Origin of the sequence: Vibrio sp. 10N.222.55.B11 (assembly GCF_041473705.1) — a bacterium.
Classification (GTDB): Bacteria; Pseudomonadota; Gammaproteobacteria; order Enterobacterales; family Vibrionaceae; genus Vibrio; species Vibrio crassostreae_C.
The window spans coordinates 82,641-108,716 of the sequence record NZ_JBFRST010000039.1 but is presented as its reverse complement, the minus strand read 5'-3'; the positions used below and the strand labels follow the sequence as shown (position 1 = coordinate 108,716).

18 protein-coding genes and 5 pseudogenes are annotated in these 26,076 nt (G+C 42.3%); 14 read left to right on the top strand and 9 right to left on the bottom strand.

Going from position 1 to position 26,076, the window contains the following annotated elements:
• Positions 1-78: 78 nt before the first annotated feature.
• On the bottom strand, positions 79-732 hold the full coding sequence (locus tag AB4503_RS14435; RefSeq protein ID WP_372115202.1) for a thiopurine S-methyltransferase: 654 nt from the start codon (positions 730-732) through the stop codon (positions 79-81).
• A 324-nt stretch (positions 733-1,056) separates the two neighbouring features.
• Between AB4503_RS14435 and AB4503_RS14430 the strand changes: the two genes are divergently transcribed.
• Both AB4503_RS14430 and AB4503_RS14425 read left to right on the top strand, forming a co-directional pair.
• The gene (locus AB4503_RS14430) at positions 1,057-1,833 is read left to right on the top strand and encodes a RelA/SpoT domain-containing protein (RefSeq protein ID WP_017059130.1); all 777 of its coding nucleotides are present in this window, start codon (positions 1,057-1,059) and stop codon (positions 1,831-1,833) included.
• A gap of 193 nt (positions 1,834-2,026) precedes the next feature.
• Positions 2,027-3,021: pseudogene (locus tag AB4503_RS14425) on the top strand (ABC transporter substrate-binding protein).
• A 172-nt stretch (positions 3,022-3,193) separates the two neighbouring features.
• On the opposite strand, the gene ihfA reads toward AB4503_RS14425, so the two are convergent.
• On the bottom strand, positions 3,194-3,490 hold the full coding sequence (ihfA, locus tag AB4503_RS14420) for an integration host factor subunit alpha (RefSeq protein WP_004734853.1): 297 nt from the start codon (positions 3,488-3,490) through the stop codon (positions 3,194-3,196).
• A 449-nt stretch (positions 3,491-3,939) separates the two neighbouring features.
• Here ihfA and AB4503_RS14415 point away from each other — a divergent pair.
• Positions 3,940-4,077 (top strand): annotated as a pseudogene (locus AB4503_RS14415) (GTP-binding protein); the annotation flags it as partial.
• 117 nt (positions 4,078-4,194) lie between these two features.
• Here the strand turns inward: AB4503_RS14415 and AB4503_RS14410 are convergent.
• A pseudogene (locus AB4503_RS14410) lies at positions 4,195-4,917 on the bottom strand (DMT family transporter); the annotation flags it as partial.
• On the opposite strand from AB4503_RS14410, the pseudogene AB4503_RS14405 reads away from it, so the two are divergent.
• Positions 4,908-6,194 (top strand): annotated as a pseudogene (locus tag AB4503_RS14405) (PLP-dependent aminotransferase family protein); the annotation flags it as partial. The pseudogenes AB4503_RS14410 and AB4503_RS14405 sit on opposite strands and share 10 nt — an antisense overlap.
• Before the next feature lie 289 nt (positions 6,195-6,483).
• Complete coding sequence (gene cqsA / locus AB4503_RS14400) at positions 6,484-7,665, top strand: alpha-hydroxyketone-type quorum-sensing autoinducer synthase (protein ID WP_371714807.1); 1,182 nt, start codon at positions 6,484-6,486, stop codon at positions 7,663-7,665.
• A gap of 150 nt (positions 7,666-7,815) precedes the next feature.
• Here cqsA and AB4503_RS14395 read toward each other — a convergent pair whose 3' ends face one another.
• From AB4503_RS14395 to AB4503_RS14385, 3 genes are all read right to left on the bottom strand, one after another.
• The gene (locus AB4503_RS14395) at positions 7,816-9,864 is read right to left on the bottom strand and encodes a response regulator (protein WP_372115200.1); all 2,049 of its coding nucleotides are present in this window, start codon (positions 9,862-9,864) and stop codon (positions 7,816-7,818) included.
• 256 nt (positions 9,865-10,120) lie between these two features.
• Entirely contained in the window at positions 10,121-10,936 is an 816-nt protein-coding gene (locus AB4503_RS14390) for a TauD/TfdA family dioxygenase (RefSeq protein WP_017059123.1), read from the bottom strand.
• 310 nt (positions 10,937-11,246) lie between these two features.
• A complete protein-coding gene (locus tag AB4503_RS14385) occupies positions 11,247-12,146 on the bottom strand; it encodes a Vmh family MBL fold metallo-hydrolase (protein ID WP_017066263.1) in 900 nt (299 codons plus the stop codon).
• A 160-nt stretch (positions 12,147-12,306) separates the two neighbouring features.
• On the opposite strand from AB4503_RS14385, the gene AB4503_RS14380 reads away from it, so the two are divergent.
• Together AB4503_RS14380 and AB4503_RS14375 are read left to right on the top strand one after the other, a co-directional pair.
• On the top strand, positions 12,307-13,200 hold the full coding sequence (locus AB4503_RS14380; protein ID WP_017066262.1) for a LysR family transcriptional regulator: 894 nt from the start codon (positions 12,307-12,309) through the stop codon (positions 13,198-13,200).
• 145 nt (positions 13,201-13,345) lie between these two features.
• Positions 13,346-13,748 (top strand): annotated as a pseudogene (locus tag AB4503_RS14375) (ACT domain-containing protein).
• A 106-nt stretch (positions 13,749-13,854) separates the two neighbouring features.
• Here AB4503_RS14375 and AB4503_RS14370 read toward each other — a convergent pair.
• Together AB4503_RS14370 and AB4503_RS14365 are read right to left on the bottom strand one after the other, a co-directional pair.
• Complete coding sequence (locus tag AB4503_RS14370; protein WP_372115197.1) at positions 13,855-15,741, bottom strand: methyl-accepting chemotaxis protein; 1,887 nt, start codon at positions 15,739-15,741, stop codon at positions 13,855-13,857.
• 344 nt (positions 15,742-16,085) lie between these two features.
• On the bottom strand, positions 16,086-16,802 hold the full coding sequence (locus tag AB4503_RS14365; protein ID WP_017070813.1) for a DUF1826 domain-containing protein: 717 nt from the start codon (positions 16,800-16,802) through the stop codon (positions 16,086-16,088).
• A gap of 276 nt (positions 16,803-17,078) precedes the next feature.
• Between AB4503_RS14365 and AB4503_RS14360 the strand changes: the two genes are divergently transcribed.
• From AB4503_RS14360 to AB4503_RS14345, 4 genes are all read left to right on the top strand, one after another.
• On the top strand, positions 17,079-17,651 hold the full coding sequence (locus AB4503_RS14360; RefSeq protein ID WP_372115195.1) for a YceI family protein: 573 nt from the start codon (positions 17,079-17,081) through the stop codon (positions 17,649-17,651).
• Positions 17,652-17,972: 321 nt separating this feature from the next.
• On the top strand, positions 17,973-18,668 hold the full coding sequence (locus AB4503_RS14355; RefSeq protein WP_372115193.1) for a VC0807 family protein: 696 nt from the start codon (positions 17,973-17,975) through the stop codon (positions 18,666-18,668).
• A gap of 356 nt (positions 18,669-19,024) precedes the next feature.
• Positions 19,025-19,300: an HU family DNA-binding protein gene (locus tag AB4503_RS14350; RefSeq protein ID WP_017059113.1), complete on the top strand. Its 276-nt coding sequence runs from the start codon at positions 19,025-19,027 to the stop codon at positions 19,298-19,300.
• 25 nt (positions 19,301-19,325) lie between these two features.
• Positions 19,326-19,469: a hypothetical protein gene (locus tag AB4503_RS14345; protein ID WP_017059112.1), complete on the top strand. Its 144-nt coding sequence runs from the start codon at positions 19,326-19,328 to the stop codon at positions 19,467-19,469.
• Between the two features lie 203 nt (positions 19,470-19,672).
• Here the strand turns inward: AB4503_RS14345 and AB4503_RS14340 are convergent, their stop codons facing one another.
• Positions 19,673-20,767, bottom strand: a complete 1,095-nt coding sequence (locus AB4503_RS14340) for a UDP-N-acetylglucosamine 2-epimerase (protein WP_017065483.1) — start codon at positions 20,765-20,767, stop codon at positions 19,673-19,675.
• Positions 20,768-20,960: 193 nt separating this feature from the next.
• On the opposite strand from AB4503_RS14340, the gene AB4503_RS14335 reads away from it, so the two are divergent.
• The 3 genes from AB4503_RS14335 (at position 20,961) to AB4503_RS14325 (ending at position 25,889) form a co-directional block, all read left to right on the top strand.
• Complete coding sequence (locus tag AB4503_RS14335; RefSeq protein ID WP_372115191.1) at positions 20,961-22,694, top strand: ArnT family glycosyltransferase; 1,734 nt, start codon at positions 20,961-20,963, stop codon at positions 22,692-22,694.
• Between the two features lie 29 nt (positions 22,695-22,723).
• A complete protein-coding gene (locus AB4503_RS14330; RefSeq protein WP_017065481.1) occupies positions 22,724-23,692 on the top strand; it encodes a glycosyltransferase family 2 protein in 969 nt (322 codons plus the stop codon).
• Between the two features lie 1,294 nt (positions 23,693-24,986).
• Positions 24,987-25,889 carry a VirK/YbjX family protein gene (locus AB4503_RS14325; protein ID WP_229647246.1) on the top strand — a complete coding sequence of 301 codons (903 nt, stop codon included), beginning with the start codon at positions 24,987-24,989 and terminating at the stop codon, positions 25,887-25,889.
• Positions 25,890-26,076: the final 187 nt, after the last annotated feature.

The window sequence follows — 26,076 nt, the reverse complement described above, 5'->3', positions numbered from 1 at the left end:
TCTTAAGTGAACGGCATTAGGCTATCGAGCCCGTCTTTTTGTTGGTGTTATCTGTTCGCTTAACTAAGCAGACTGAACTTAAGCGTCTGACTCAATCAAATACACTTCTTCACAGAAGCGAGACAACCCTTTCTTAGCAATCTTCGGATGTTCATCGTTCGCTATATCTTGATTCAACAATGTAATTTTGTATCCTGCAAACAATTGAGCAATCTCTAACTTAGGTACGCTAAACGGAGGCCCCGCCATCTCGCTTTGATCATAATCCAGAGTCACCAGAAGGATCTTACCGCCCGGTTTCAGCAGTTGTTTTAAGCGCTCTACGTACTGCACTCGCATCTCTTCAGGCAATGCGACTAAAGACGCGCGATCATAAATGGTATCGACAGGTTGGATTGGCGCTGAAAAGTAATCGCCCGTGTAGATGTTCAGTTCATCGAATTGGTAGAGCTCGTGCTGACCGCTAATTTGAGTCACAGTCGGGGTATAAAGGTGCTCTGAAAAAAATGCGCGAACCGCAATCTGGCTTAACTCGACACCTTGAACATCTTCATGCTTTGAAGCTAGCCAAATCAGATCTTCACTTTTGCCACAAAGTGGAACAAACACACTCTTCTCGTAGCTAGGCTCAGTATTTTCCCAAAATTTAATCAGAAGTGGGTTTACATCTTCGAGGTGGAAACCAATTTGGTTGGCTGCCCATTTATTGTGCCAAAATTCAGGATTATTCATCTTTCGTTCATGTTAAACAGTCATAATGCAAGGGTACAGTATAGAGAGGTAAGAGCAACCTTAGCTTGGTTTAAAGTACTAAATTGATTTCGATAAAATCAGAAACTGGCTAAGTTCAAAGTTCTGATAATTGCGGAACTAACGGTTGGATTATTTGTCTATATCTTCACATTTTAAAGCAATATTAAACGTTAGAGTTGGTTTCTGTCTTAGCTAGCCCCATTTATTATGTAGTGAGTTTAGTTAAGCTGTTTTTACTCTTGTGCGTTACTGGTTACCCCTTTTGACTACCCGTTTTTTGTAACCTTGTATTTTGGAGTTTGAATGAGTGTATTTCTCCGTACGACGGCCCTAATGCTTTTGGTATTGAGCCGAGCGCCTGCATTCGCAGCAGCACCTGTTTCAACAAGTTCAACAGATCAAACGCGCACTCCTGCGCAAAACCAAGTATCTTCAAACGTATTCCGTCATAGTTTGAGCGGCCTTTACGGCATCAAAGCCTTCGACTCACGCCCGACTCAGCCTTACACCGACTTCGATATTCTGTACAGCAAAGCGCATCAAGGCCAAGCTGAACTAGAGACTATCTGTAAAAGTACTGCCCTACTAACCAATTCTGAAGCGCTATTTGCTGGCGTTAAATCTCAAGCTCGTGCAGAAGAAAAAATCGCCCTTGAGCTTGATGGTGATGTGACAAAAATTACCGACTTAGCCCGTGCAACTATCATCGCGAACGATGTAGAGAGCTTGGTTGAAGTTTACGAAGCGCTAAGCCGTGAAGCAGACGTTGTAAAGCTGAAAAACAAGTTTAAATCACCAGCTGACTCTGGTTACCGTGACCTTAACTTGTTGGTTCGTTTGCCTAAAACCAACATCATTGCAGAGGTTCAACTTCACTTAAAAGCGATTGCTGATGTGAAAAGTGGTCCTGAGCACGAGCTGTACGAAATTATCCAAGGCATTGAGCGTCACGCAATTGCGGAACATCGCCCAATCAACGATATCGAAGCGGCACAAATCAATAGCCTACGACGCCAATCTTTAGAGCTTTACCAACAAGCATGGCAACCGTACATTACAACGCACATTAAAGCGGCTTAACACATAGATAGGCTATTCCAATAAACATCACAAGGGCTGCACTCGCAGCCCTTTTTAGTACTTGTTGAGTAGCCTCTCCACTTCCTATCCCAAATAATCAGATCGTTTAAATTTAGATCTCAGTCTCTTTTCTCCGTCGAACATTTCTGTTTCTATAGCGAATAAGCTTCTGACAAGAAAAGGAATTACGTCAATGCAGAATAACAAATCCATGCTTTCCATCGCGCTACTTGCTGCGTTTTCTGTACACGCTAGTGCTGACGAATGCGGAAAGATCACCATTGCAGACATGAACTGGAACTCGGCGAGCCTATTGCTCATGTCGACCAATTCATTTTGAATAACGGCTACGGCTGTGAAGCGGACTTAATCCCCGGTGATAGCGTCCCTACGGGCACGTCAATGATTGAAAAAGATCAACCTGATGTTGCGCCAGAGCTTTGGACTAATGGCATCAAAGAAGCGTTGGATAAGGGTGTTGCGGATAAGCGTCTACGTTACGCGGGCAAGTCTTTGGTCAACGGCGGTGAAGAAGGTTTCTGGGTACCAAACTACCTTGTTGAACAGTACCCAGAGCTTACAACCATTGAAGGTGTGATTAAAAACGCAAAGCTGTTTGAACACCCAGAAGATGATGAGAAGTTTGCGTTTTATAGCTGCCCTGCGGGTTGGACTTGTCAGATTACCTCCGGTCACCTGTTCGATGCGCTTAAGTTAGAAGATCACAATTTTGAAATGGTTGATCCCGGCTCAGGCGCCGCTTTAGCAGGTACGATAGCGAAAGCTTACGAACGCAAAAAAGCATGGTTTGGATATTACTGGTCGCCTACGCCTGTGCTAGGTAAGTATGAAATGGTGAAGGTTGATTTCGGAAGTGGTACTGACATTGAGGAATTCCGTAACTGTACGACACAACCTGATTGTGAATCTCCTAAAGTGACCATGTATCCACCAGCACCGGTTCACACAATCACCACAGAAGCCTTTGCCAATAACGAACCTCTTGCCTACCAATACTTTGAAAAGCGTGGTTTTACCAATAAACAAATGAGTGAGTTGCTGGCCTGGATGGAAGACAACCAAGCCGACGCCGAAGAAGCCATGTATTACTTTCTAGAAAGCTCACCACAGGTATGGAAACCTTGGGTGTCTGAAGACATCGCAAGTAAGGTTCAACAAGCCCTTTAGAGTGAAGATTCAAAGTCAGAGGCCTAGCCTCTGTTTTCGCATCTAAAGCAAGTTCTTACCGGACAGTAAATAGATGGAGTTTGAGAAAGGTTACTAAAAATTAAAGAAATGCGTTTAGCTTAAACTCTATGCAGATACAAAAAGACCACGCTAGGCGTGGTCTATTGCTTGGCTACTTCTCGATTTTAATATTTTCAACGCGGGCCTTTAGTTTTTGTCCCGGTCTGAAAGTAACAACACGTCGAGCAGAAATTGGAATGTCTTCACCAGTTTTCGGGTTACGACCAGGTCGCTCGTTTTTCTCGCGAAGATCAAAATTACCAAAACCAGACAGTTTTACCTGTTCGCCATTTTCGAGTGCTTTACGAACTTCTTCGAAAAACACTTCAACCGTTTCCTTGGCATCCCGCTTGCTGTATCCGAGTGTCTCAAACAGGTTCTCAGCCAAATCGGCCTTCGTGAGTGCCATAAAACTTTCCTCAAAGCTATGTTAAACATTGCTACCATCGCCAGTAGCGCCAAAGCATTTACCCTATTCAATCAATGAGATAAGGTCATTTACAAGGAAAGTGTATGCCAAGCTTCTGATTTTCGCCAACTTTTTTATCTTAACTATTTAATTATTCTTTCAAATCAGAAAGATAACTCGCTTCAAATTTCACATATATAGCTAAAAACCATCTACTCAACAGTAACGAAATGGAGTTATATTCCATACAAACAACCATTAATAGAATTTAAAACTTTAGCGAACCAAATAATAATTTTTGAGACTTTTCTCCGATACCCAATAAAATCAGCCACTTGATTTGATATGGGACTCAACAAAGGTTACTAAATAAGCGTTATTAAATATAAGATTTGTATCATTTCAGAATTTAATTCGAATTCACTTATAAAGGCCTATGTTCTTTTGAGGTTTTCGGTTACAACTTAACAGAGGGTGGCTTGACGGAATCAGAACTCGATGAGTGTATCGAAATCAGAATAGAAATGATCGGTCTAGAAATAGACGATGATCTTGAGAGCCAGTTACTTGCGTGTATGGTTAGTTGATTGCTTAGTAAGTTGGTTATTTAAATAACTTCACTTCTTCGACATAGAATAAGACCTCACAAGTGCGAGGTCTTATTTGTCATTCAAAGCTGCTCATGCAATATCAGCTTTCTTCAATCATTTTTGTTCAGCAAGTGTTTGTGTCGCTTTGGTATTCGTTGTATTCGCAGGTTTCACAATCAAACCAATCCCGACAAGAAACAGTATTGATGCAACAACCTGAGCCACAGACAGCACCTCATCATACATAAAGTAACCGCTAATCAATGCGAAGATAGGCACTAACAAGGTTAACGACGCGGTCGTGCTTAAAGGGTATTGGATTAGCAGCTTATTCCATACCCAATAACCAAATAGCGTGGTTGGGTAAGCTTGAAACAGCACCGCAATCGTCGTGTTCCAATCCCATTGTTCGATGCCCTGCCAGATTATTTGGTCACCGTGTAACATCACGGCAAATGGCACTGGAGCAAACAGCATCCCCCAGACATTGAACGCAAAAGCTTGAGTGGTTTTCGATGCCTTAACAATCACGCCCATCAAGGTCCAACTGCACGCCGCAATCATAATCAAGATCACGCCATTAACGGTGACATTACCCGTAGCTGCAGATACCAATACCGCCAATGCACACATAGCTAGCATCGCACCCAATAATTTACGAATAGAAGCACTCTCCTTGAACAACCACACGCCTACCGCCATGCCGATTAATACGTTGGTTGAAAGCAAGACCGATGAAAGCCCAGACGATAAACCAGCAGTGATCGACCATGAAGCCATACCCCAGATACCCACACCGAACACAAAGCCATAACTGACTAAGTAGCGCCAAGCAACAGGCGATCAGCATGTCGACCGTGGTGAGCTGCTACCAAAAACTGGAATCACAAGGTTGGATTCATTCTCGACCGCAAGCGGGATATTTTGTTTCTCCTCATAAACCTGCTCACTCAACCCCAGAGTGGGCACAGTTTGAGAGTAAGGTGTCCAGCGTTAGGCAAACGTCATCGACTCACAACTCAATCAACGGACCTTTAGGGGTTTCGAGCACCACCAATGATGAGCAGTCGATCGTTGAACTGGAACGAAGTTTTCGTCGCGCTATTAGGCGTATGAGCAACAGGCTTAACCATTACCCAGATACACAAGGTGAGCCGATTTTACGACAGGCATTATCCACTCATTTTGCCAAGCTCGATGTGCACTTTTCACCTGAAGAGATGGTGATTACGGCTGGCTGTATGTCTGCGATTAAGGCCGCACTTGAATCTTGCACTAAAGAAGGCGACACCATCGCTATTAGCTCGCCATGTTTTAACGGTATTCTGGAATTGCTCGGACAAATGTCGCGAAAAATCATCGAGATCCCATCGCTCGATGATGGTGTCGACTTGCAACAGCTAGAAGCGCATTTGAAAAATAAACAAGTCGATGCCGCGATCTTTTGTACCTCTCATATGAACCCTCAAGGGATCAATATGTCAGCCACTCAAAAGCAGAAACTGGCTGAATTAGCGAATCACTATCGAGTGCCGATCATTGAAGATGATGTGTATCTGGAACTGTCCTACTCCTCACACACGCCGCTCCCCGCGAAATACTACGACAAAGGCGGTTTTGTCTTATGGTGTGGATCAGTATCGAAAAGTTTGTCACCGAGTTACCGTTTGGGATGGTGCTTGCCGGGCAGGTTTATCAACGAATACAAGGCTCAGTTCTCAGCTGCGAGCTACAGCGTTGCCCTGCCCACTCAGCTTGCGGTTGCTGACTTTATTGGATCTGGCCAATACGCTAAGCACGTGAGGAAAAGATGCACTCAGATCTTGTCTTTGCGCCAACAATACCTAAGTTATTTGGCTCAGCACCTTCCTCAAGATGTGAAGATAAGTAATCCACTAGGTGGCATGCTGCTTTGGCTGCAAATCCCAAGCTTGAACCAGTCAGCCTTTGCTCAGGGCATTACCGAGAAGAACATTGATATTAGGCTTGGACACCTGTTCAGCACTCTCGACCTTTACAGCAATTGCTTACGCATCAATATTGGGTATTCGTTAGAGGGTGGAGCCAAGCAGCAATTGGATGCCTTAATCGAGCTTATCCATATTCACAGCTAACAGCACGTAGCACGTAGCACGTAGCACGTAGCCTTTCAAAATCCGCTTTTTTAAATGCCTTCGAATGCCGAATTCTAATAGCCTTTTGTCATAAAAAAGAAGGCTATTATTCCTATCTTAATTCGGGTAAAGCCCCGAACCGTAAGGAAACCCACTCGCCTCAAAACCCTTAAATGCTGAGTTTGCAAGCACCCACAAAATTATGCAACTTGGCTAATGACACCTCACTTTTAATCGTCAATATACAGCCGTCAGCGCTGGCGTTTTCCTGTATTTGAAGAGAACTATTATGAGTGATAAAACAAAAAACAAACCACTACCTTCCTTTATCGAAGAACGCTTGAACTTCTATATTCAAGACCTGATTACCCAGAACCAAAGCCAGAAGCATTTAGTATTGGGTAAACGCCCCCAGCGTAATTCCGTTGTGATGCAGAGCAATGATTACTTAGCGCTGTCACACAACAAACAGATCCAACAAGCCCATCAAGCGGCGATCTGCGAGCACGATGACAACGTGGTGATGTCTGCCATTTTCTTACAAGATGATCAGTCTAAACCTGCGTTTGAAACTAAGCTTGCGAACTATGTTGGAATGGAGAGCTGTTTGCTTTCTCAATCGGGCTGGGCGGCCAATATTGGGCTATTGCAAACCATCTGCCCACCGGGCACACCTGTGTATATTGATTTCCTTGCACACATGTCGCTATGGGAAGGGATTCGGGCTGCCGGCGCAGTTGCCCATCCGTTTATGCATAACAATATGAATCACCTACGCAAACAGTTAGAGCGCCACGGCTCAGGTGTCATTGTTGTCGACTCGGTTTACAGCACAATAGGCACCATTGCCCCACTGCGCGACATCTACGAAATGGCGCAAGAGTTTGATTGTGCGGTCGTCGTTGATGAATCCCATTCACTGGGTACACATGGAGAGAATGGTGCAGGCTTAGTGCAAGCATTGGGGCTCACCAACCAAGTCGACTTCATCACCGTTAGCTTGGCAAAAACCTTTGCTTATCGCGCTGGGGCAATCCTTGGCCCTAAACAACTGTCTAAAACCTTGCCGTTTGTGGCGTACCCTGCGATTTTTAGCTCAACAGTGTTACCACAAGAAGTGGTTCGTTTAGAGAAAACGTTGGAGGTGATCAAAGGTGCGGAAGACAAACGAGAAGCCTTATTCAATCGGGCTAAGTCGCTGACTACGGGGCTAAAGCGAATTGGCTTTAATATCCGCAGTGAGTCTCAAATTGTAGCGCTAGAGTGCGGCAATGAAAGAAACACGGAGCGTGTGCGAGACTTCTTAGAAGAACGTGATGTGTTCGGTGCGGTATTCTGCCGCCCTGCGACGGGCAAGAACAAAAACATCATCCGTTTTTCAGTGAATGCCGATATGACGCCAAGAGACATTGACCATGTGCTCACGGTTTGTCACGAAGCGTACCATCACCCCGAGTTAGAGTTCGTGTAACCTTTTTCGAACCATATTTATAACCAACACCAACGGCAGGACTGAATGGACGCTATCATGTCGCGATACAAAAAGAGCCCAGCAATTCGCTGAGCTCTTTCTTGAATCTATGTCTACCCAATGGTCGTGAACTTCAGACTATTACACCCGCTAAATCCAGTGAGCAATTTTATCAAACAGTCGGTTTTTATCGGCAGGTTTAACAATAAAGTCCGACATGCCTGATGATTCCATCTTTTCCAAGGTAACGGGAGAACTGTCACCCGTGTGAGCAATAATCGGCACCGAAGAGTATTCTTTGTCGGCACTGCGAATTCGGCGAGAAGCTTCAACACCGTCCATGATTGGCATTTCAATATCCATTAGGATCAAGTCGATTTCGTCGGTATCAAGCGCATCTAAGGCTTGTTGTCCGTCTTCTTTTTGCACAACATCAAAGCCCTGTTTTTCCAATAACATTGCCGTAAATCGGCGTAGAGATTCATTGTCATCGACCACCATAATCGTACGTCTAGTGGTGGCCTCTAGCGGTTTTACAGCAACCGATGGCATCACGTAGTTGGAGTCAAACAGTAAACGGTCAATGGTCGCTTTAGTATTTAGTAGCCAGACTTGTGTTTCCACCCAAATAGGCTCGAAAGAAATGTTACGTACACGCTTGATAGGATGACGCTCATACAAGTAAATGATTCGCGCCTCAGTGAACGAAAGTAACGATTCAATCTTATCGAGGCAACTAGCTCTTAAATCCAAGCTCTCCATATCAACGAAAATCAAGTCGAACTCAAATTGATATTCCTTATTCTGAAGCGCTGATGCCACATCCAAAATCTCTAGGTCAAACCCCATAAAACGGGCTACCTCAGTCATTTTATTGGTGAGAACTTTCTGGTCACTCACCATTAGCACAGTCTTAAGTTTAGTCAGTTCATTCTTGATTTCTTTCACCGAATGGGAAGACAAAGACGGAAAAGTCATCGTGAACTGTGTCCATTGATCCACTTCAGACTGACATTTAATTTCACCACCAAACGAGCGCATTACCTTCTGACAAAATGGCAAACCTAAGCCGTAATTACCCGATTGGCCAGTAGTATAAAAGTCCTGAAAAATGCGTCGAATCACATCATTTGAGATGCCTGATCCGTTATCGGTAACCATTATTTGATTGGCCACTTCATCACTACACATGGTGACATGAATATGAAAATCTTCAGGGCTGCGATGGTGGAATGCGTTCTTGAACAAGTTATACATCACGTACTTCAACAAAGTGTCGCTACCCAAGAAATCAAAGTTACTCTGTACGTCTAAAGAGATTGCTGATTTATCAGCAGAGCGCTTGTAATTGAAACTGTCTATCGCATCCTCAACCACCGCTTGCGCTGAATGCTTCTTAAACGTAGATCGAGAGACTCGGTTTTCATCAATTGAAGTCAGTAACAGATCTATCGTTTCGTTACCGGAATGAATGATCTCCATCGCTTCATCGCCCACTTCACGCAACTGAATCACTTCTTCATTGCTTAACGCATATTGCCCTTTTTGATCGCCACTTTTAGGGTTCGGCAATATGGACTGCATGACATCAATAGAGGTAAGTAATCCGCTTAGAGGGTTTCGCATCTCATGGGCAATACCCGCACCAAAAGACTTCGCCAATGACACCTTGTTTTCATGTTCCACCTGATTGCGGAAGTAGAACAAGTTGCCGAATAAGTAGATAAACAAAAAGATTGGCACATGCGTCCAATCCATTGTGAGTTCGAGGTAGAAGCCTTGTGCAATCCAAGCGCACAAGGTAGCAATCCCAATACCGGCAAAGGTTTGTGCAAACATCACTCTCGTCACGTGCACCAATAAAATATGGAGGAAAATAGCCGACATGAATGACATAACCCAAACGTTGGACCAATTATTCATTAGCAGCATGTAGAAGAAGAAACCTGGCAAACAGATAGTTACGGCAACTTGATAATAAGCCGGAAGGTATTTTCGCCATTCAAATGGGACGCGATTGCGAAATATAATGCCAAAGAACAATACCGAGCAAAACAGGCGAAGCGCTAAGTTTTCGTAGGGTTGCGGGAACAAAAACTCCCACACAATGTAGTAAATTGGGAAGCCGACAAAGCCCATCCAACCCACGAGGGTTAAATTCGGTTCTGCGTACTGGTAAACTTTACGAATCGCGTTCATACGAAATACTTTGCTCTCTAAGCCCTGACGTTTATTAATTCTATGATTTGGTTTTTATACTTATATTTTGGCGCCGATTATATTACACATCACGTCCGAGCAGTGAGGTTTCAATCAAATATGTACCAACGCATTTGTTTTTATTATTAAGCGTAGATGAATGATGCACCCTGCTGACGCTTAAATTTAAGTACGAGTGCTTGGTTCAGGGATGGGCATGCGCGGTGTTCTTTTGATAACTGTGTTCAGCTTACCGCTATGTCACTGTTACTCGATGCATTTTTCTTGGAGTATCCCCGTAATCTATCACTGCGTAATGTTGCGTTACCCTGTTATCCCAGATCGCCATTGAGCCGTTGTCCCATTTGAAACGAACTTGAAACTCAGGGCGTCTCGCAATTTCAAACAGTTGGCTGAGTAAAACATCACTCTCTTTGCGGTCGAGTTCGTTGATATAACGAGTAAACTGTTCATTGATACAGAGCGTTTCTTTATCCGTTTCAGGATGAACTTGAACAACAGAGTGAACCACTGGCGGATTCTCCTGTGCTGTTTTAATCAAGGATTTGTGCCAATCGAGATCAATGTCTTCTGATTCTATACCTTCAAAGGCCACAAGCGAATGAGTCGCCGACAACCCTCTCAACTTAGCTTTCATATCTTCATGTAGAGATTCAAAAACCGCAGTCATAGAACACCAGATAGTGTCACCACCAATGCTTGGAATGTGTTGAGCATGCAACAGGGAAGCTTTCGACGGCAAGCTGCGCCACGTTAAGTCGGTATGCCAATAACTTTCCTTTGGCGCATTGCCACGGGTTGTTTCAATCACACTCACCTGTGGCGCACTTTCCACGCGAGGGAAGAAAGGATGTGCAGGTTCTAACGTTCCAAAGCGCTGTGCAATCATCAAGTGTTGTTCTGGAGACAAAGTCTGCCCGTCGAGAAAGATCACTTGATGGGCAATAAGTGCCTGATACACCTTATCGAGTTCATCAGCACTGCATGTAGAAAGCTCTAGTTCGTGAATACGAGCGCCGATGTGAGGAGTAATGGGTTCTATTTTCAACATACTTTCGCTTATTGGTGATATTGAGTTGCAGGGCGGATCTGGCTACTAGGCTAATCTGACTACTAACTGTAAACCGGGTAAATGTTGATTTTCTTTCTCACTTGAAATAGAAAGTCGTCTCTCCGAAACAAAAAAAGAGCTCCTAAGCTGGAGCTCTTTTCGTTTTTTGATACTTCCTGTATCCATAGACAAGTCCAATCTGTAGTACTTTCACTGAAAGCCAGATCATCGATATCTCCAGTTGTGTATCACCAATAAATCTAGCATACAATCTTCAGACTGTTCTGGGACACAACCGAGATAATCAACTCTAGTGCCAAGCCATTTCGCCGCTTAGCACTTTCGCGCCAAGTTCTAAATCGCCTTCCGTAGCCTCAAATTTCGGGTAGGCTTTCTTCATGTAATCACTGATCTCGACCGATGTTGGATTACTTTTGCTCGCCAACGCTTTTTCAATATCAGCCACATAATCCTTCGTGAAGTGAACTGCATTTATTCCTGTTGGCATTTCACCTAAATAGTGACCCGGAATTACAACCTCTGGCTCTAGTGCTTTCATACGCTCCAACGATTGTGACCACTGGCTACGAATCTCTTTCGATGCAGTATCTGCCATCCATACATGCACACCGCTATACACCGACACGCCACCAAACACCGTTTTTTCAGACGGAACCCATAGGTAAGCTTGGTGTGTATTTATCTCTTTCACTTCGATGGTTTCACCTTCGATGCTTAATGTTGTGTCGTTCATCACCATTGGAACAATCACCTTAGAGGGCGCGTTGCCTTCTAATATAGGCCCCCAGTATTCAAGCTTTGCATCTTTGGTGCGTTTGATATGCGCGACAACGGCTTCACTGGCAACGACTTTAACGTTAGGAAATGCCGAAACTATCGGTTCCAAACCAAAGTAGTAATCTGGGTCGCCGCTACTGATGTAAATCATCGATAATTTTTTGCCAGTCGCTTTGATTTGCTCCACCAAATTTTGTCCATCAGCCACACTAAATTGCGCATCAAACAGAATCACTTCTTTCTCACCCGAGACCAATACCGAGCTTGCCGGGAATATCGCGTTCTCGCCGGGGTTATAGTGAGTAATGTTCAGTTCTGTCGCTAGCGCAACACTTGATGCCAGCACGGTTCCTAGGCTTATGGTTCCTAAAAGCATGCTTTTTGATAACAGGGTTTTCGATAACGTATTCATGGCTTTATTCCGATATTTGGAGTTGAACACCTGCCAACTCGCTGAATGTCCAAATACCTTATTTGATTGTTTTTAGATGAAATAGACATCAAATTAACTTTAACTGTTGCAGTTTTCGGACATATACTGAGGTCGGTTTAATTCTCTAGGCAATAAAACAATGGATAAACTCGAGGCAATGAATGTCTTTGTCACCATAGTGGAACGTGGCAGTTTAAGCGCTGCGGCAGAGCACCTTGATCTCTCACGAACCAAGGTCACTCGTTATTTGGGTGAGTTAGAAGCATGGATGGACACACGCTTGCTTCACAGAACAACACGAAGCTTGAGTTTAACTAGCGCAGGTAAAGAAACACTTGAGGTCGCCAGAGAACTTTTGGCACTGGAAACATCCCTAGCTGGGATCAGAAACCAAAACCGAGAGCATTTAAAAGGTCAGCTGCGTATTACTGCGAGCTACTCGATTGTCGATAGCCTCTTGATGGAATCAATTAGTCGCTTCATCGCCAAATGGCCAGAGGTTTCTATCGACATTATCTCGACTGATCAGACCGTCAACCTGGTTGAGTCACGCATCGATTTGGCCATTCGCATAACCAACGAACTGACGCCCAATATTGTCGCGAAGCAGATCGGTGAATGCCGCTCCGTGATTTGCGCATCGCCTCAATATCTAAAAGAGAAAGGCACACCCACAGAAGCCCAAGATCTAGCGCACCACAACTGTTTATCGTTCAGTTACTTTGGCAAAACCGCTTGGACGTTCAATGGCCCCAATGGGCTCGAATCGGTTCCGATTAAAGGGAATATCAGTGCAAACACCTCAGAGGTTCTGCTTTCTGCCACACTCAAAGGCAACGGTATCTGTTTACTGCCCTTCCCTTCAGTGGAAACCTTGATGCGTGATGGTCTATTAGTGCCACTGCTTTCTGAATGGCAACCTAAAACGCTCGGTGTTCATGCTATTTATGGAACGCGTAAACAAGTCACACCGCTGTTAAGAGCCTTTATCGACCATTTATCTGACGAGATGGAACAATCGACAAGTTGGTAGAAGTACGATGCCATCACTAAGGAGGAAAACTTGCCATTAGTAAAACTGATGCAGAATTAAAATCATTAATTTTACTTAACTGTCAGTTGCTTCTATCGTGACTGCATACATCATCAATTAGCTTATTAACGCAGGGAAACTGACTATGACTGCCATTACCGACCTAGACCTCCTACTGAAATCCATGTCACCAGAATTAATCGACGGTAACTATGTTTTTTTGCACTGTCGACGGAGCGCTAGCAGACTATGTTCAGCTCAATCCAATCTCGACTTTTCGTGAAAAAGAAGGTTTAACGCTGGTTCTGGAAGAAGACGTTGCGACCAAAGCTCAGCTAGACTTCGACGCTGTGTTTAGCCTGATCACTTTATCGGTACATTCGAGCCTTGAAGCGGTTGGATTAACGGCGGCGTTTGCGACAAAGCTTGGCTCTTACGGCATTAGCGCTAACGTTGTTGCGGGCTACTATCACGACCATATCTTCGTTCAAAAAGACAAAGCAGAAGCTGCAATGAGCGCGCTAAAAGAGTTTTCAGAAACTGATTAATTAAGACTTCGATGACTCACAAATACAAAAAAAGCGACGTAATCTACGTCGCTTTGACTTATTGCTTACCGCGCACTCACTGATCAGGCATCAGCGAGTGAAACAGTTAAGCAAGCTTAAAAGTGGCCACTTTGTCGCTTAAACCCGCGGCTTGGCTTTTAAGTTCGTTTGACTCAGTTAAGCTGTCCTGTGCGCCCACAACTAGGTGGTCAGTAACATCTTTAATGGTCGTAATATTTTGGGTAATTTCACCCGTCACGTGTGTTTGCTCTTCAGCAGCCGTCGCGATTTGAGTCGCCATATCGCTGATCAAAGCAACTGCAGTATTGATCTCTTCAAGCGCATGCGAAGCTCGATCGGCATCTTCTACTGAATGTATTGCCAACTTAGAACTGCTCTCCATCAGCTCAACCGCTTGCGCCGTTGTACGCTGCAGGATATCAATTGTTGATTTGATCTCTTCCGTTGAAGAGTGGGTACGCTGCGAAAGCACACGTACTTCATCCGCTACCACAGCAAATCCACGACCTTGTTCACCAGCACGAGCCGCTTCAATCGCCGCATTCAAAGCAAGCAAGTTGGTTTGCTCAGCAATACCTTGAATCGTGGCGAGTACTGTCGAGATCTCTTGAGCGTGCTTGTTAAGTTCGCTGATCACGTTACCCGCTTCGTTGACTTCATTGGCTAGGTTATTGATTGAACCTTTGGTATCCACAACCAGAGCGTGACCACTGTTAGTGCTTGTCGCTGAATCTTGCGCCGCTTTTGCTGTTTGCTCGGCATGCGATGCTATCTCTTGCGTGGCGCTCGCCATTTCAGTTACGGCCGTCGCGACCATAGTGATTTCTTGCTGCTGATGATTAAGCTCATCCACCGAACGGTTCGCACGCTGAGCACTTTGCTCTGACTGGCTGTTTAGCTGTTCTGACTGCCCACGGATATGGCCAATCAACTGCTGTAAGCTTCCAACAAAGGTATTGAAGTTATGAGCCAACTCGCCCACTTCATCTTGGTTTTCAACATGAATGCGTTGAGTTAAATCACCACTACCATTCGCGATTTGCGCCAGTGCTTGAGAAACGTGGTTCAACGGGCGGAATAGAATCGTACACAACAGGTTAAACAGTATGGTACATACGATCACCACAAGTAGCGTCACCAACACTTGACCAATCACTGCATCAAATAGTGGCGCAACCAGAGAGTCATGGTTAACAACGCTCACAGTAATCAGGCTCGTTCCATCAATCGCACGTGCGTACAGAACATAGTCGCTGCCATTCAACTCGATAGAAGTGTCTTTACCGCTAGTCAGCGCCTTTTGTACGTCCGCAAAATCTAACCCAAGTGAGCTGATGTTTTTGTTCAGTAACTTAGTGTCAGGGTGCGTATAAACCGTGCCCTTATTGGTCGCGATGAACATGTAACCTTCACCTGGAAGAATCACCTGCTCTAGACTGTTTAAGATGTCTGTAATTTCTACATCAGCACCCAACACAACCTGTTGCCCATGCAGTTGCATTGCTGTTCCTAATGAAACAACGTTCGCCCCAGTTGCTGCAGCAACCGTTGGGTTATCCATGAACACCTTGCTTGGGTTCGCAACCGCATTGGTGTACCAACCCCATACGCGTGGATCATCATTGCCCGGTGGCAACACAACACCGTTCGCGTTCTTTTGCGAACCATCAGGAAATGCCAAGAAGACATTATCAAAAGAGGCTGAGTCACGAACCTGTTTTAGATGAGTCACCAAGCTTTCTTGTTTGGACTCTTTCGAAAGAGAAGTAAGCGCACGCTCTTTGGATAAGATCCAATCCGATACATATTGATTGTAAGAAGCCGATGCGCCTTCTAAACGCTGTTCAACTTCTGTATCCAACCTTTGCAATGAAGCACGAAAAGACAATGCCTCGACCAAGATCCCCCCCAGGATAATGGCCATACTGGCTGAAATCGCCAGTTTATTTTTAAGCGAGAGTTTCTTGAACATAGGAAACCTATAATTTGGAAGTAATAAACCGTGGCGAACAAATTGATTGCCAAAGCGGTTTGCAAGCGGGATATATTTTACGCTTTAAAATAAATTAAGAAACCAGCTAACCGGTTGAATTATTCATATGTGTGAGTAAGAGCACGCATCGTAACCCATTGATTTAGAGAATGGTAAACTATAAATTTTGAATTAATGAGTTAAACATGGTCAGCTGATGAGTGTCTCTGTTTGAGAGTAATAACGGCACAGATCGCGCTATACCGTTAGATCATTAGGAAGGTATTTAAACGTGTTGAACGTCTGAATAGAAACAGGTTGCGGACAAAGTAGTCAAAAGTTGATCAACCAAAGTCCAACGTTAACAGCAATCGTGTTTCGTCAGATGAAGTGACTGGTGAACGGTGAACAAGGCCTCTATTCTCATTGCCACTCCAACGCTCCCCTTTTAATAACGCAACATCACCACTGGCCATTTTCTGGATGTCAGATTCGTCGTTGTACAGGCCTGAAACAGAATCAGGCTTTCCGTTAGCCCCTAGCCCTAGCTTAGAACGGTCGACTAAGTCGTTTGGCAACCATTGAGTCGCAACACCATGATAAGTTGTCACCAAGCGGCAAGGCACTTGATCAAAATGGAAACGTGGGCACATCGCTTTATTCAGAACGGCTAAACGTAACCCGACTTCTTCAAGCTCAAACAAACAACAGAACATATCCACCAGCTCTGCCATGTTTTCTAACAGCGCTTTAGAGGCGGTGCCATCGGTGGCAAATTCCAACTTATCGAAAGCATTTTCAGGTGACACGCTAACAGACTTACTAAAGTTTGGATTCAAGGCGATAAATTCACTAATTGCCGTCGTTAAGCCTTCATCAAACTGTCGCTGCCATACCGCTATATTAATATCACTTTGGTAGATATCCGCTAATACCGTTGGCTGCTCAGAAGCACTCGAGCTTGGCTTGTGATTTGCCTTATCCTGAATACTCACAGCTGAACTAATGTTGAGTGGCTGGCTGCTATTGGTAGCCAAAGGCTTGGTTAACACGGCATTCATTACGTCGTCTCCTTGATACATGCTCATCGCTTCCCTTTTACCAACAGAATAATTATTCTTGGCAAGAGTGATTTTAGCTATGTTATAACATAACTAAAAATAAACAAGTCACTTCGTCGATCATGATTCCAGTAATATAGCGACGCTCTTCTTTTCCTGCGGTAATTTTTCGAATGCTGAACTAAGCTTCTCTCAATCACTCTTTCCAAAAAGTCATTTTAAAAACGTACGACTCAAGAACGTAAACCTGTGAATTCATCAATCTGGTGACAACTTATGAAAAAACTAATCTCTACATTCGGCCTCCTATGCACCGTTATCTCCGCTCAATCTTTCGCGGAGTCGGGCTACACATTAGATCCGAAGTTATCGAACATCACATTCGCGACCATTAAAAAGCAGTTTGTTGTCGAGCCCGCATCCATCAAACCTATGTCTGGAGGACTTACCGAAGAGGGCCAGTTTTCAATAGTATTGGACTTGAAAAGCGTGAGCACCGGAGTCGCTATTCGTGACCAGAGACTGAATGAACTCTACTTTGAATCGATGACTTTTCCTGAAGTGAAGATCTCTGGGAAGGTTGAACCGTCGATGCTATCTGGTGATCCAAAAAGAACAACAGTAGCAGCGGAAGTTACTTTACACGGCGTAACCAAAACGATCGACTTCCCAGTTGTGGTGGTTCCATCCTCAGGGTTTGTCATGGTTAGCTCAGCTTCGACAATCATCGTCAATGGCGCTGATTTTGGGATATCTACAGAGAATCTAAACAAACTTTCAGCGACCGTGGGTAGATTAGCGATTTCCGACCAAATCCCTTTGAGCTTTAACCTACTTTTCGACGAATAATGGGCTTATAACTCTTCCTTTCTGTTCTGCCTCATTTCACATTCATCAATCGTTTAAGAACGGTGAATGTGAGTGAGAGTACGCGACAACGCAATAAACTGAATTAGGTTTGAATAAACTAAACCAAAATTTCCACTCGATTTCCCCAAGTCGGCCAGATAAACATCCCTCACAAAGTATTAAATTGAGCGTTATATAGGCTCAGAGATGTCGTTGATGTCACATGTCGTTACACAGCATGACGCCTTAAGGCTTTACATCTTGGGCGAGGTAAACAACAATCCCTGAGAATAAATCCATAACATAATGTATTTAGAAATTATGAGTAACACAGAAAACAAAAAATCGAGTCCTCTTTTCGAAGTCGTGTTTAACGTCTTTCTTCCTTCATTCATTTTAATGAAGTTCAGTGGAGATGAGCATCTCGGAACAGGCTTAGCTTTGCTTGTTGCCCTTGCCTTCCCTATTGCTTATGGTGGCATGGAGTTAATCCGCAACAAGAAGTTCAACTTCATCGCGGCGCTTGGCTTCGTCAGCGTGCTATTAACGGGCGGTATTGGTTTCTTCGAACTAGACACTCGTTGGTTAGCGCTAAAAGAAGCATTAATCCCCGGCCTAATTGGTTTAGCGGTTCTTGGATCGACCTTCACTCGCTACCCGTTTATCCAAAAAGTTATCTTTACACCAGCTCTGTTAAACATCTCTCTTATTGAAGAGCGTTTAAGACAGTTCGGTAACCAAGCAAAGTTTGATCGTTGTCTAATGACATCCAACTACCTATTCGCGAGTACTTTCGCATTTTCTTCAGCTATGAACTACTTCCTAGCGACTTGGATTGTGACTAGCCCTGCTGGCACCGCTGCCTTTAATGAAGAACTTGGCAAGCTGACACTTTACAGCTACCCAGCAATCGCCATCCCAAGCATGCTGATGATGTTAGGTATTTTCTACTACATTTGGCGTCAAGTTCGCACGATGACATCACTAGAAACAGAACAAATTTTTATTACTAAATAGTTCTGAATTAACAAATCGCTCTGACAGCACAACATGAAGCCCAGCAATTAAGCTGGGCTTCTTTGTTTTTACTCTTTCGTTATCAACGTGATAGATGACAGCTTCGATTTGGATTATGAATCGAACGGGCAACCCTAATGCTCTTTTCTCAAGTAAATTTGGGCAACATGTCTATAAACCAATAATAATCAATGAATTGCATTGATTGAACCGACAGATGCTTTTATAGTCAATTCTGTTGGTTACTTTACAAAGCTCTACCCGCTCACTGACATTATTCCAATTGCTGTTGATAAGATCGCATAAGCTAGGTGCTAAAGGTAGACGCCAGCCGTACTCAATAAGGAATATAGATTATGAACAAATCTCAATTAGTTGAACATATCGCGACTTCTGCAGACATCTCAAAAGACCAAGCAGGCACAGCACTAAATGCGCTAGTTGAAGGTATCTCTACTTCGCTTGCGAACGGTGATGACGTATCGATCCTTGGATTTGGTAGCTTTAAAGTTAACTCTCGAGCTGCTCGCACTGGTCGTAACCCGCGAACCGGAGAAGAGATTCAGATTGCCGCATCAAAGACGCCAGCATTTAAAGCGGGCAAGGCACTAAAAGAGACGTGCAACCTGTAACACAAAAAACACAAGGAAGATTACGATGACGACTAAGGAAAAAGCGAAAACGAGCCGAAGCAAAAAAGCAGGCAAGTCGACTAAAGCGCAAGCCGAAACGCCTAAGACTCGTCAACGCATTGAAGAGCTTCTCGAAGAGCGTGAACTGGCTAAACTGTTAGAACTTTAGTTTATATAAGAACTAAAGTTTAGGTTTAAGCAAGGTGATAGTTTTTTATCGTTCTAATGCCACTGCAGATTTGTAGTGGCATTTTTGGTTATAGGCTTGTCTTAGTGATCTATGACGTCAGCAACTACAATGAGTTTGTTCGTTATGGTTACGTATCGCTAACTCTTAACACCCACCCAAGTAGATGATCAAAACTGGTTTTATCACAATGACTTAGTTACGTTGTCGATAATGATTTCACTGGGGCTTCTCTTGAGAACTTTACTCGGGCGACGATATTCAGAATAGTTTTCAATGAAACTATCAATCACGTTATAGTCAAAATATGAAAGAACTGCATTATCACCAAGTCCATCTTTTCTCTCTGTTTCATTTCTAATAACTAAACATGGAATTCCGAGAAATGCGCATTCTTCCTGATTACTACCGCCATCAGTAACCATAAACTCAGATTTCGATATGAGTTTATTAAAGTTCAAAAATGTCATACGAGGAATTAAGTCTAGATTGATGTTGTTTTCCAAAGTTCTATAAAGCCCATTCTTCTTAAGTGCTTCTCTTGTTGGAGGGTGTAATATAAACTTAACTTGAATAACATTAGTGAGTTTTTCTATTAGTTCCACTATTTTCTTCAAACCACTTATATTTGATATCGTTTCGAATCTATGGAGTGAGACAGTAGCGTAGCGTTCTTGTTTATCAGAGATAGAATTGGTCGATAATTTATTTATAGAGCTAGCAAGTTGTATAGTATCAACAATAGTATTCCCATTAGTGTTGACAACTTGTTTATTATATTTACTTACGTTCTCTGCAGAGAGTTGATCCTGACAATAAAAAACATCAATTAATCCCAATTTAGCTGTAACAACACGAGTTATTTCCTCAGGAAAAGGCTTGAGTAAATTAAAAGAACGTAAGCCAGCTTCGACCGAGGCGACCCTTAATTTCTGGCTTTTAGCCAAAATAGCACCTAATAACAATGGGGGGGCATCACCATGAATCATTACGATCCCGTCCTTATCTCCTCTGAATAACTCCCGTTTATTATAAATACCGACAAGTAAAACCTTAATAGACCATGCAACCATCTGTATACTGCTAACGATATCTCTATTATCGTCACATAAAACATAATCTGGCTCTTTGATTCCAAATTCAAATAATATTTCTAATATAGTTTCTCTATGCTGTGCCATAAATATAAAATTGTATTCAACATTTCTATCTTGAAGATTTTTCATAATGGGAATCATTTTTATGAGCTGAGCGCGAGTACCAATCAAAATATGTATCATAAATAGTTCCATAAAACAGCTTATTTCATACTTTTATCTTAGCCCAACAGACGACAAACCGTTAGCTAATCGTCTAAGTAATCAAGTTCTAACTCACTAAAAACAAGAAAATCCAAAGGTACTATAGTTAGAAAAAGCAACTGAGCTTTTAGATGAAATAACAAAGTCTTTGGAAGTTTAGGGTAGAAGGAAAATGTTTGAAAAAACAAATAGTAAGCCTAATATATTAAATAGAGATATCAAGGTAAGCAGAAGTTCCATTATGCTTACCTTGGTATTTCTAGCTATAGTTCTTCGAGTATACACCGCGTTCAATTATGAGGTTAATTGGGATGAATTCTACTATCTGTCTTTTGTTCATCAGTTTTTAGCTGGAGAATCGATAAGTAGCTTTCAAACATTCCATGTGCATGTTTTCACTTGGTTAAGCTGGGTATCCGATAATGAGGTTAACCAAATCATTGTTGCTCGTAATGTTATGCTGTGTCTTCAAATTGCTACAGGATTTTTTATATTTAGAATTTGTCGTAGACACCTTGGTAGATCCGCTTCTCTATTTGCGGTTTTAGCTTACTTTTCATTTTCATTTGTAATTAGGATGGGAGCTAGTTTTCGGACAGACCCTATTGCAACTTTTTGCTTAATGGCTAGTTTAGATTATCTGCTAAAACTAGAGTATTCTTTCAAACGAACATTGATTACTGCATTGCTTACTGCCATAGCATTCCTTATAACACTAAAGTCTGTATTTTATCTTCCTACTATTATCCTAATTTCACTTTTATCCATTGTACAATCTTCCCAAAAACGTAGAACTAGCATTATCCTTTCGCGATATTTTATTTTAGTCACGTTACTGTTTTTATCTCTATACTTTTGGCACTCACAAAGCATTACATCAACAACCGAGAACGATGCTATATCAATGCTAAGTGGGGCAAACAAAACACTAAACCATAATTTATTTTTCCCTCGAGCTAATTACTTTATATATACATTAGGAACAGACTTAGGCTTTTGGTTTACTTTAGTTTGTGGCGTTTACTTCTGCCTATCTTCAACAATTAAAAATAATAATATTGAAATAAAATTAGATTACTTAAAGCTCATGACTTTGATACTTCCTTTATTATCTATTCTTATTTATCGTAACGCATTCCCCTACTTTTATTCATTTATATTAGCTCCTTCAGCAATTTATTTCGGCCTAGCTTGGGAGGTATGGAATCAAAGAAAAACTCGTAAGCGATACATGAGAATAAGCCGTGGGGTTGTTTTTTTGTTTGTTTTTAACCTAATATTTCAAAGTATTTATTTGAAATATTCCCGGAACTTAGATTATCAGTATCATTTTATTAATGTTGTTCAGAAGATATTTCCTGAACCTGTCGCCTACATAGATAGGTGCTCTATGATCTCATCATACCCTCAGAAAGGCTTTTTCATGAGCTCTTGGGGGATGGATAACTACTTAATAGCAGGACAGCCTATACTTAAGCTTGCTATTGAAGATCACGAACCTAAATTTTTGATCGTGAATTCAGAATACCTTGAGTTCATTCACAGCGAGAGCAGTGTGGGATCAATCTATTTGGCTCTTTTAGAAGAAGATAGGAAAGCTATTAAAAACAATTATATAAGTCACTGGAATGAACTCTATGTTGCAGGTAAAGAGTTGCTGTTAACTCAAGAGGATAACGCCGTGACGTTTACCTTAAATATCTCTGGTAATTACACTTTGGAATCAGATTCAAAAGTAATCATAAATAACAAAGTTATCCACCCACAAGAAATCGTCGCTTTATCAAAAGGAAAAAATACTATTAAAATTTTCGAAGATACAGGTACATATACACTTCGTTGGGGGGAGAATTTATATAGGCCTAAAGAGAGCAATCGAGAATCTCGTATGTTTAGCGGATTTTAAACAAACCAGAATAAATAGAGGTGGCAAAATTGAAACTAATTGTTCAAATCCCTTGCTATAACGAAGGAAGTAACCTCAAATCAGTAATCCGAGGTATACCGGAAGAGATCAAAGGTATAGATAAAATCGAGATACTTGTTATAGACGATGGTTCTACAGATGATACGGTTGCTATAGCGCAACAGTTAGGCGTGGACTACATAGTAGAGAGCACGAGAAATAAGGGTTTAGCCCACGCGTTTCACCTAGGGTTAGAAACCTGCATAGATAAGAAAGCTGATATCATTGTTAATACTGATGGTGACAACCAATACAATGGCTCTGAAATCTCTAAGTTAGTCGAACCCATACTGAATAAGAGAGCTGATATTGTCGTCGGAAACCGAGGTGGTTATAACAATAAACATTTCTCATTTTTCAAGCGAACCCTTCAAGTGTTAGGTAGTTATATCGTGTCCAAAGCGACCGGCTTAGACATAAAAGACTCAGTCAGTGGTTTCAGAGCAATATCAAGATCAGCAGCACAACAAATAAATATAGTATCAGAGTTCAGTTACACGATTGAGATGCTTATTCAAGCTAGTGCGAAAAAGCTCGGTGTAATCTCCGTTCCAATCCACACTAACGAGAAGACTAGAGAGTCTAGGCTATTTTCAAGTATTCCTCACTTTTTAAGGATGTCTATTTCCACATTAATTCGTATCTACACAATGTACAAACCCTTGCGTGTGTTCTTTATTTTAGGTGCCATAATGGTTGCCGTTGGTGTATTACCCATCATTCGTTTCCTATACTTTTTCATGGATGGGGGTGGCGATGGCCATATTCAGTCCTTATTACTCGGCAGCACATTATTAATACTTGGGTTTCTCACTATGATTGTAGGATTTGTCGCAGACCTAGTAAGCTTCAATCGCAAGTTAATGGAAAAACTGCTGTACCGAATCGAGAAACTAGAGGATAGGTTAGCGAATGAAAAATCAAAAATATCAAAGTAACCGTCTAAGGGTTTCGCTTGGTGTCTAATATACGAATACAGGTAGAGAAACTAGGTTGGCTTATATCTATATCGCTAATTATATGGTTTTGTTATCAGTCATCAATTCAATTATCAATTTGGTACACGATTAATTGGAGCTACGATCTAATATTAGTCCTAGTCGGAAGTATTGCTCTTTATAGCTGGACGTTAATAAACGGTGGTTTAGTTAGCTACTACCTACTAAAATCCGTAGGAGAAAGTAGAGGTAACATAACTCAGGTCGTTTCAATAAACCTTGTAGCTCAATTGGCAAAGTACTTACCCGGAAACATAGCACACCATATAGGGCGCGTTGTGTTATCTGAAAAGTTAAGAATGAAGCGAAGTAAAATTCTCTTGAGTATGCTTATCGAAACCATTTGGGTAGTTGGAGTTGTGGTTATCTTGACCCTATATCATGGGATCCATCAAGGGAATGACTTCATTCACGAATCATCCATACAAACACACGTACTTATACTTAGTTTGACTATTACCACTATTGTCTTTGGACCGAAGATCTTTCGGCATTCGTTTGTTCGCCTGTATGCTTGGTTTCTATCAAAACAAGACGTGGCACAAATAGACGAACTTAAACTCCCTACGTTACCAATTGTGATGGTGAGTTTAGTAACATATTTATTTAACTATTTACTATTGGGCGCGGTAATATCTTTAGTTGGAGGAGCACTGTTTGACCTTTGGGAACTCGATATATTGACACTAGGGAGCATTTTCGCGGTCGCCTGGATTGTTGGATTCTTCACCCCCGGGTCCCCTGCTGGGATCGGAGTTAGAGAACTTGTTCTGGTTAGCCTACTTAACCCAATTTACGGTTCAGAGGTTTCTTTAGCGATAACCATGATATTGCGTCTAACCACTATAAGCGGAGATGTTACAGCCTGGGTTATCGGTGCTTTTATGTGGTCAAAGTCTTATACAGAACCCTAAAACCGAAGCTAACCTCCACCAGATTCGATAGACCAAATACTTTTCGGCTTGCAACTCTAAAAGCACGTAACCCGTAAAAGGTGCAACATTGTTCCTATAAACGACTCTTTTATAGTCATCAATCCAGTTCCCTTCCACATAACAAGGCATAATCGAACAAGAACCACTCACTAAGTAACTGATTAGGTTACATAGCTATACATATCCATACTTACCCAAATCACCTTTTTCACTATCATCATTTTCTTGTTATTGGTGAGATTATTGGAAGGGTTCACGACACGACTATGTTCGAGCAATCCTTCTTCTTTGAGGTGATTATGAATGTCGTTCGCATGGGGATTGAAGCAAATACCCATAAAAATAAGGGTAAGTACAAAGCGATAGTTAAGTTTACTATTCGAGCCCTGTTTTATTATTCAGCTACTCGAAAAATGAGTAATAGTTTCAACTCTGAAGAGAGAAAGTTATTATTTATCAAGCAACCCAACTTCCTTTCTAAATTTGTGACTCCCTACTTATGTACTGGCTTTAGCAATAAAGAAAAGATCGATATCTTATCCAAACACTACGACTGGTTTGAAAACACCTTCGCAACAGAAGCTAGACACCAAATCTATAACGAAAGGCTCAATCTTTTAAAACTTGAGATAGATGACAACGTTTATCTGGTTAATCTCAGCTTCGAAAGAAACGCGAGAAAAGAAGGTGAACTGACAATTTCATTGACCAACTCTCAACTCGAAAAAATGTATACCATTTCGTTTACTGTTTTCGACAACAACATCTACATCGGCGGTATACAGGGTGGCGCCAATGACAATGGATTTAGCCGCACATTCACCAAAGCTTTTTACGGTTTAAGACCTAAATCCTTCATGGTAGAAACACTACGACTGCTCGCTATTAACTTGGGTATCGACAATATCTATGCGGTAAAAGAGTCTGGTCATGTCTCGAACTCATTACGCTACGGTAAGAAAAACAAAGACATCAGCCTTAAATACGACAGTCTGTGGGAAGAGCACGATGGACAGGTGCATGATAACTATTTCTATCGTCTCCCGACAAACCCGAACAGGAAAGATCTTGAAGCTCTAAAACGTCAAAAGCGTAAGTTGTATCGCGAGCGTTATGCCTGGCTAGATCTGTATGAACAAGATCTGAAGAACGTAATCAGTCAGCACATCCATGATCCTGTTCATTATGCTCATGACAGTTAATTTGGCTAACCTGTACTCGACTCGCTAACGCGTATTACCTTTACTAGCGTGCTTTAGTCTAATCACAGCCCTTGGACCAAACGCTCAATCCCGAGGTGATAGCTTTAAAATAAATATTAGACAATGCTAATTTACATCTTTATAGTATCTAGGTATTTCGAAAACTACTCAATCGCCGGCGACCAGC

Coding starts and splice junctions, on each gene's coding strand:
- AB4503_RS14435 (WP_372115202.1), bottom strand. CDS start 732: ATGAATAATCCTGAATTTTGGCACAATAAATGGGCAGCCAACCAAATT.
- AB4503_RS14430 (WP_017059130.1), top strand. CDS start 1,057: ATGAGTGTATTTCTCCGTACGACGGCCCTAATGCTTTTGGTATTGAGC.
- ihfA (WP_004734853.1), bottom strand. CDS start 3,490: ATGGCACTCACGAAGGCCGATTTGGCTGAGAACCTGTTTGAGACACTC.
- cqsA (WP_371714807.1), top strand. CDS start 6,484: ATGAGTGATAAAACAAAAAACAAACCACTACCTTCCTTTATCGAAGAA.
- AB4503_RS14395 (WP_372115200.1), bottom strand. CDS start 9,864: ATGAACGCGATTCGTAAAGTTTACCAGTACGCAGAACCGAATTTAACC.
- AB4503_RS14390 (WP_017059123.1), bottom strand. CDS start 10,936: ATGTTGAAAATAGAACCCATTACTCCTCACATCGGCGCTCGTATTCAC.
- AB4503_RS14385 (WP_017066263.1), bottom strand. CDS start 12,146: ATGAATACGTTATCGAAAACCCTGTTATCAAAAAGCATGCTTTTAGGA.
- AB4503_RS14380 (WP_017066262.1), top strand. CDS start 12,307: ATGGATAAACTCGAGGCAATGAATGTCTTTGTCACCATAGTGGAACGT.
- AB4503_RS14370 (WP_372115197.1), bottom strand. CDS start 15,741: ATGTTCAAGAAACTCTCGCTTAAAAATAAACTGGCGATTTCAGCCAGT.
- AB4503_RS14365 (WP_017070813.1), bottom strand. CDS start 16,802: ATGAATGCCGTGTTAACCAAGCCTTTGGCTACCAATAGCAGCCAGCCA.
- AB4503_RS14360 (WP_372115195.1), top strand. CDS start 17,079: ATGAAAAAACTAATCTCTACATTCGGCCTCCTATGCACCGTTATCTCC.
- AB4503_RS14355 (WP_372115193.1), top strand. CDS start 17,973: ATGAGTAACACAGAAAACAAAAAATCGAGTCCTCTTTTCGAAGTCGTG.
- AB4503_RS14350 (WP_017059113.1), top strand. CDS start 19,025: ATGAACAAATCTCAATTAGTTGAACATATCGCGACTTCTGCAGACATC.
- AB4503_RS14345 (WP_017059112.1), top strand. CDS start 19,326: ATGACGACTAAGGAAAAAGCGAAAACGAGCCGAAGCAAAAAAGCAGGC.
- AB4503_RS14340 (WP_017065483.1), bottom strand. CDS start 20,767: ATGATACATATTTTGATTGGTACTCGCGCTCAGCTCATAAAAATGATT.
- AB4503_RS14335 (WP_372115191.1), top strand. CDS start 20,961: ATGTTTGAAAAAACAAATAGTAAGCCTAATATATTAAATAGAGATATC.
- AB4503_RS14325 (WP_229647246.1), top strand. CDS start 24,987: ATGAATGTCGTTCGCATGGGGATTGAAGCAAATACCCATAAAAATAAG.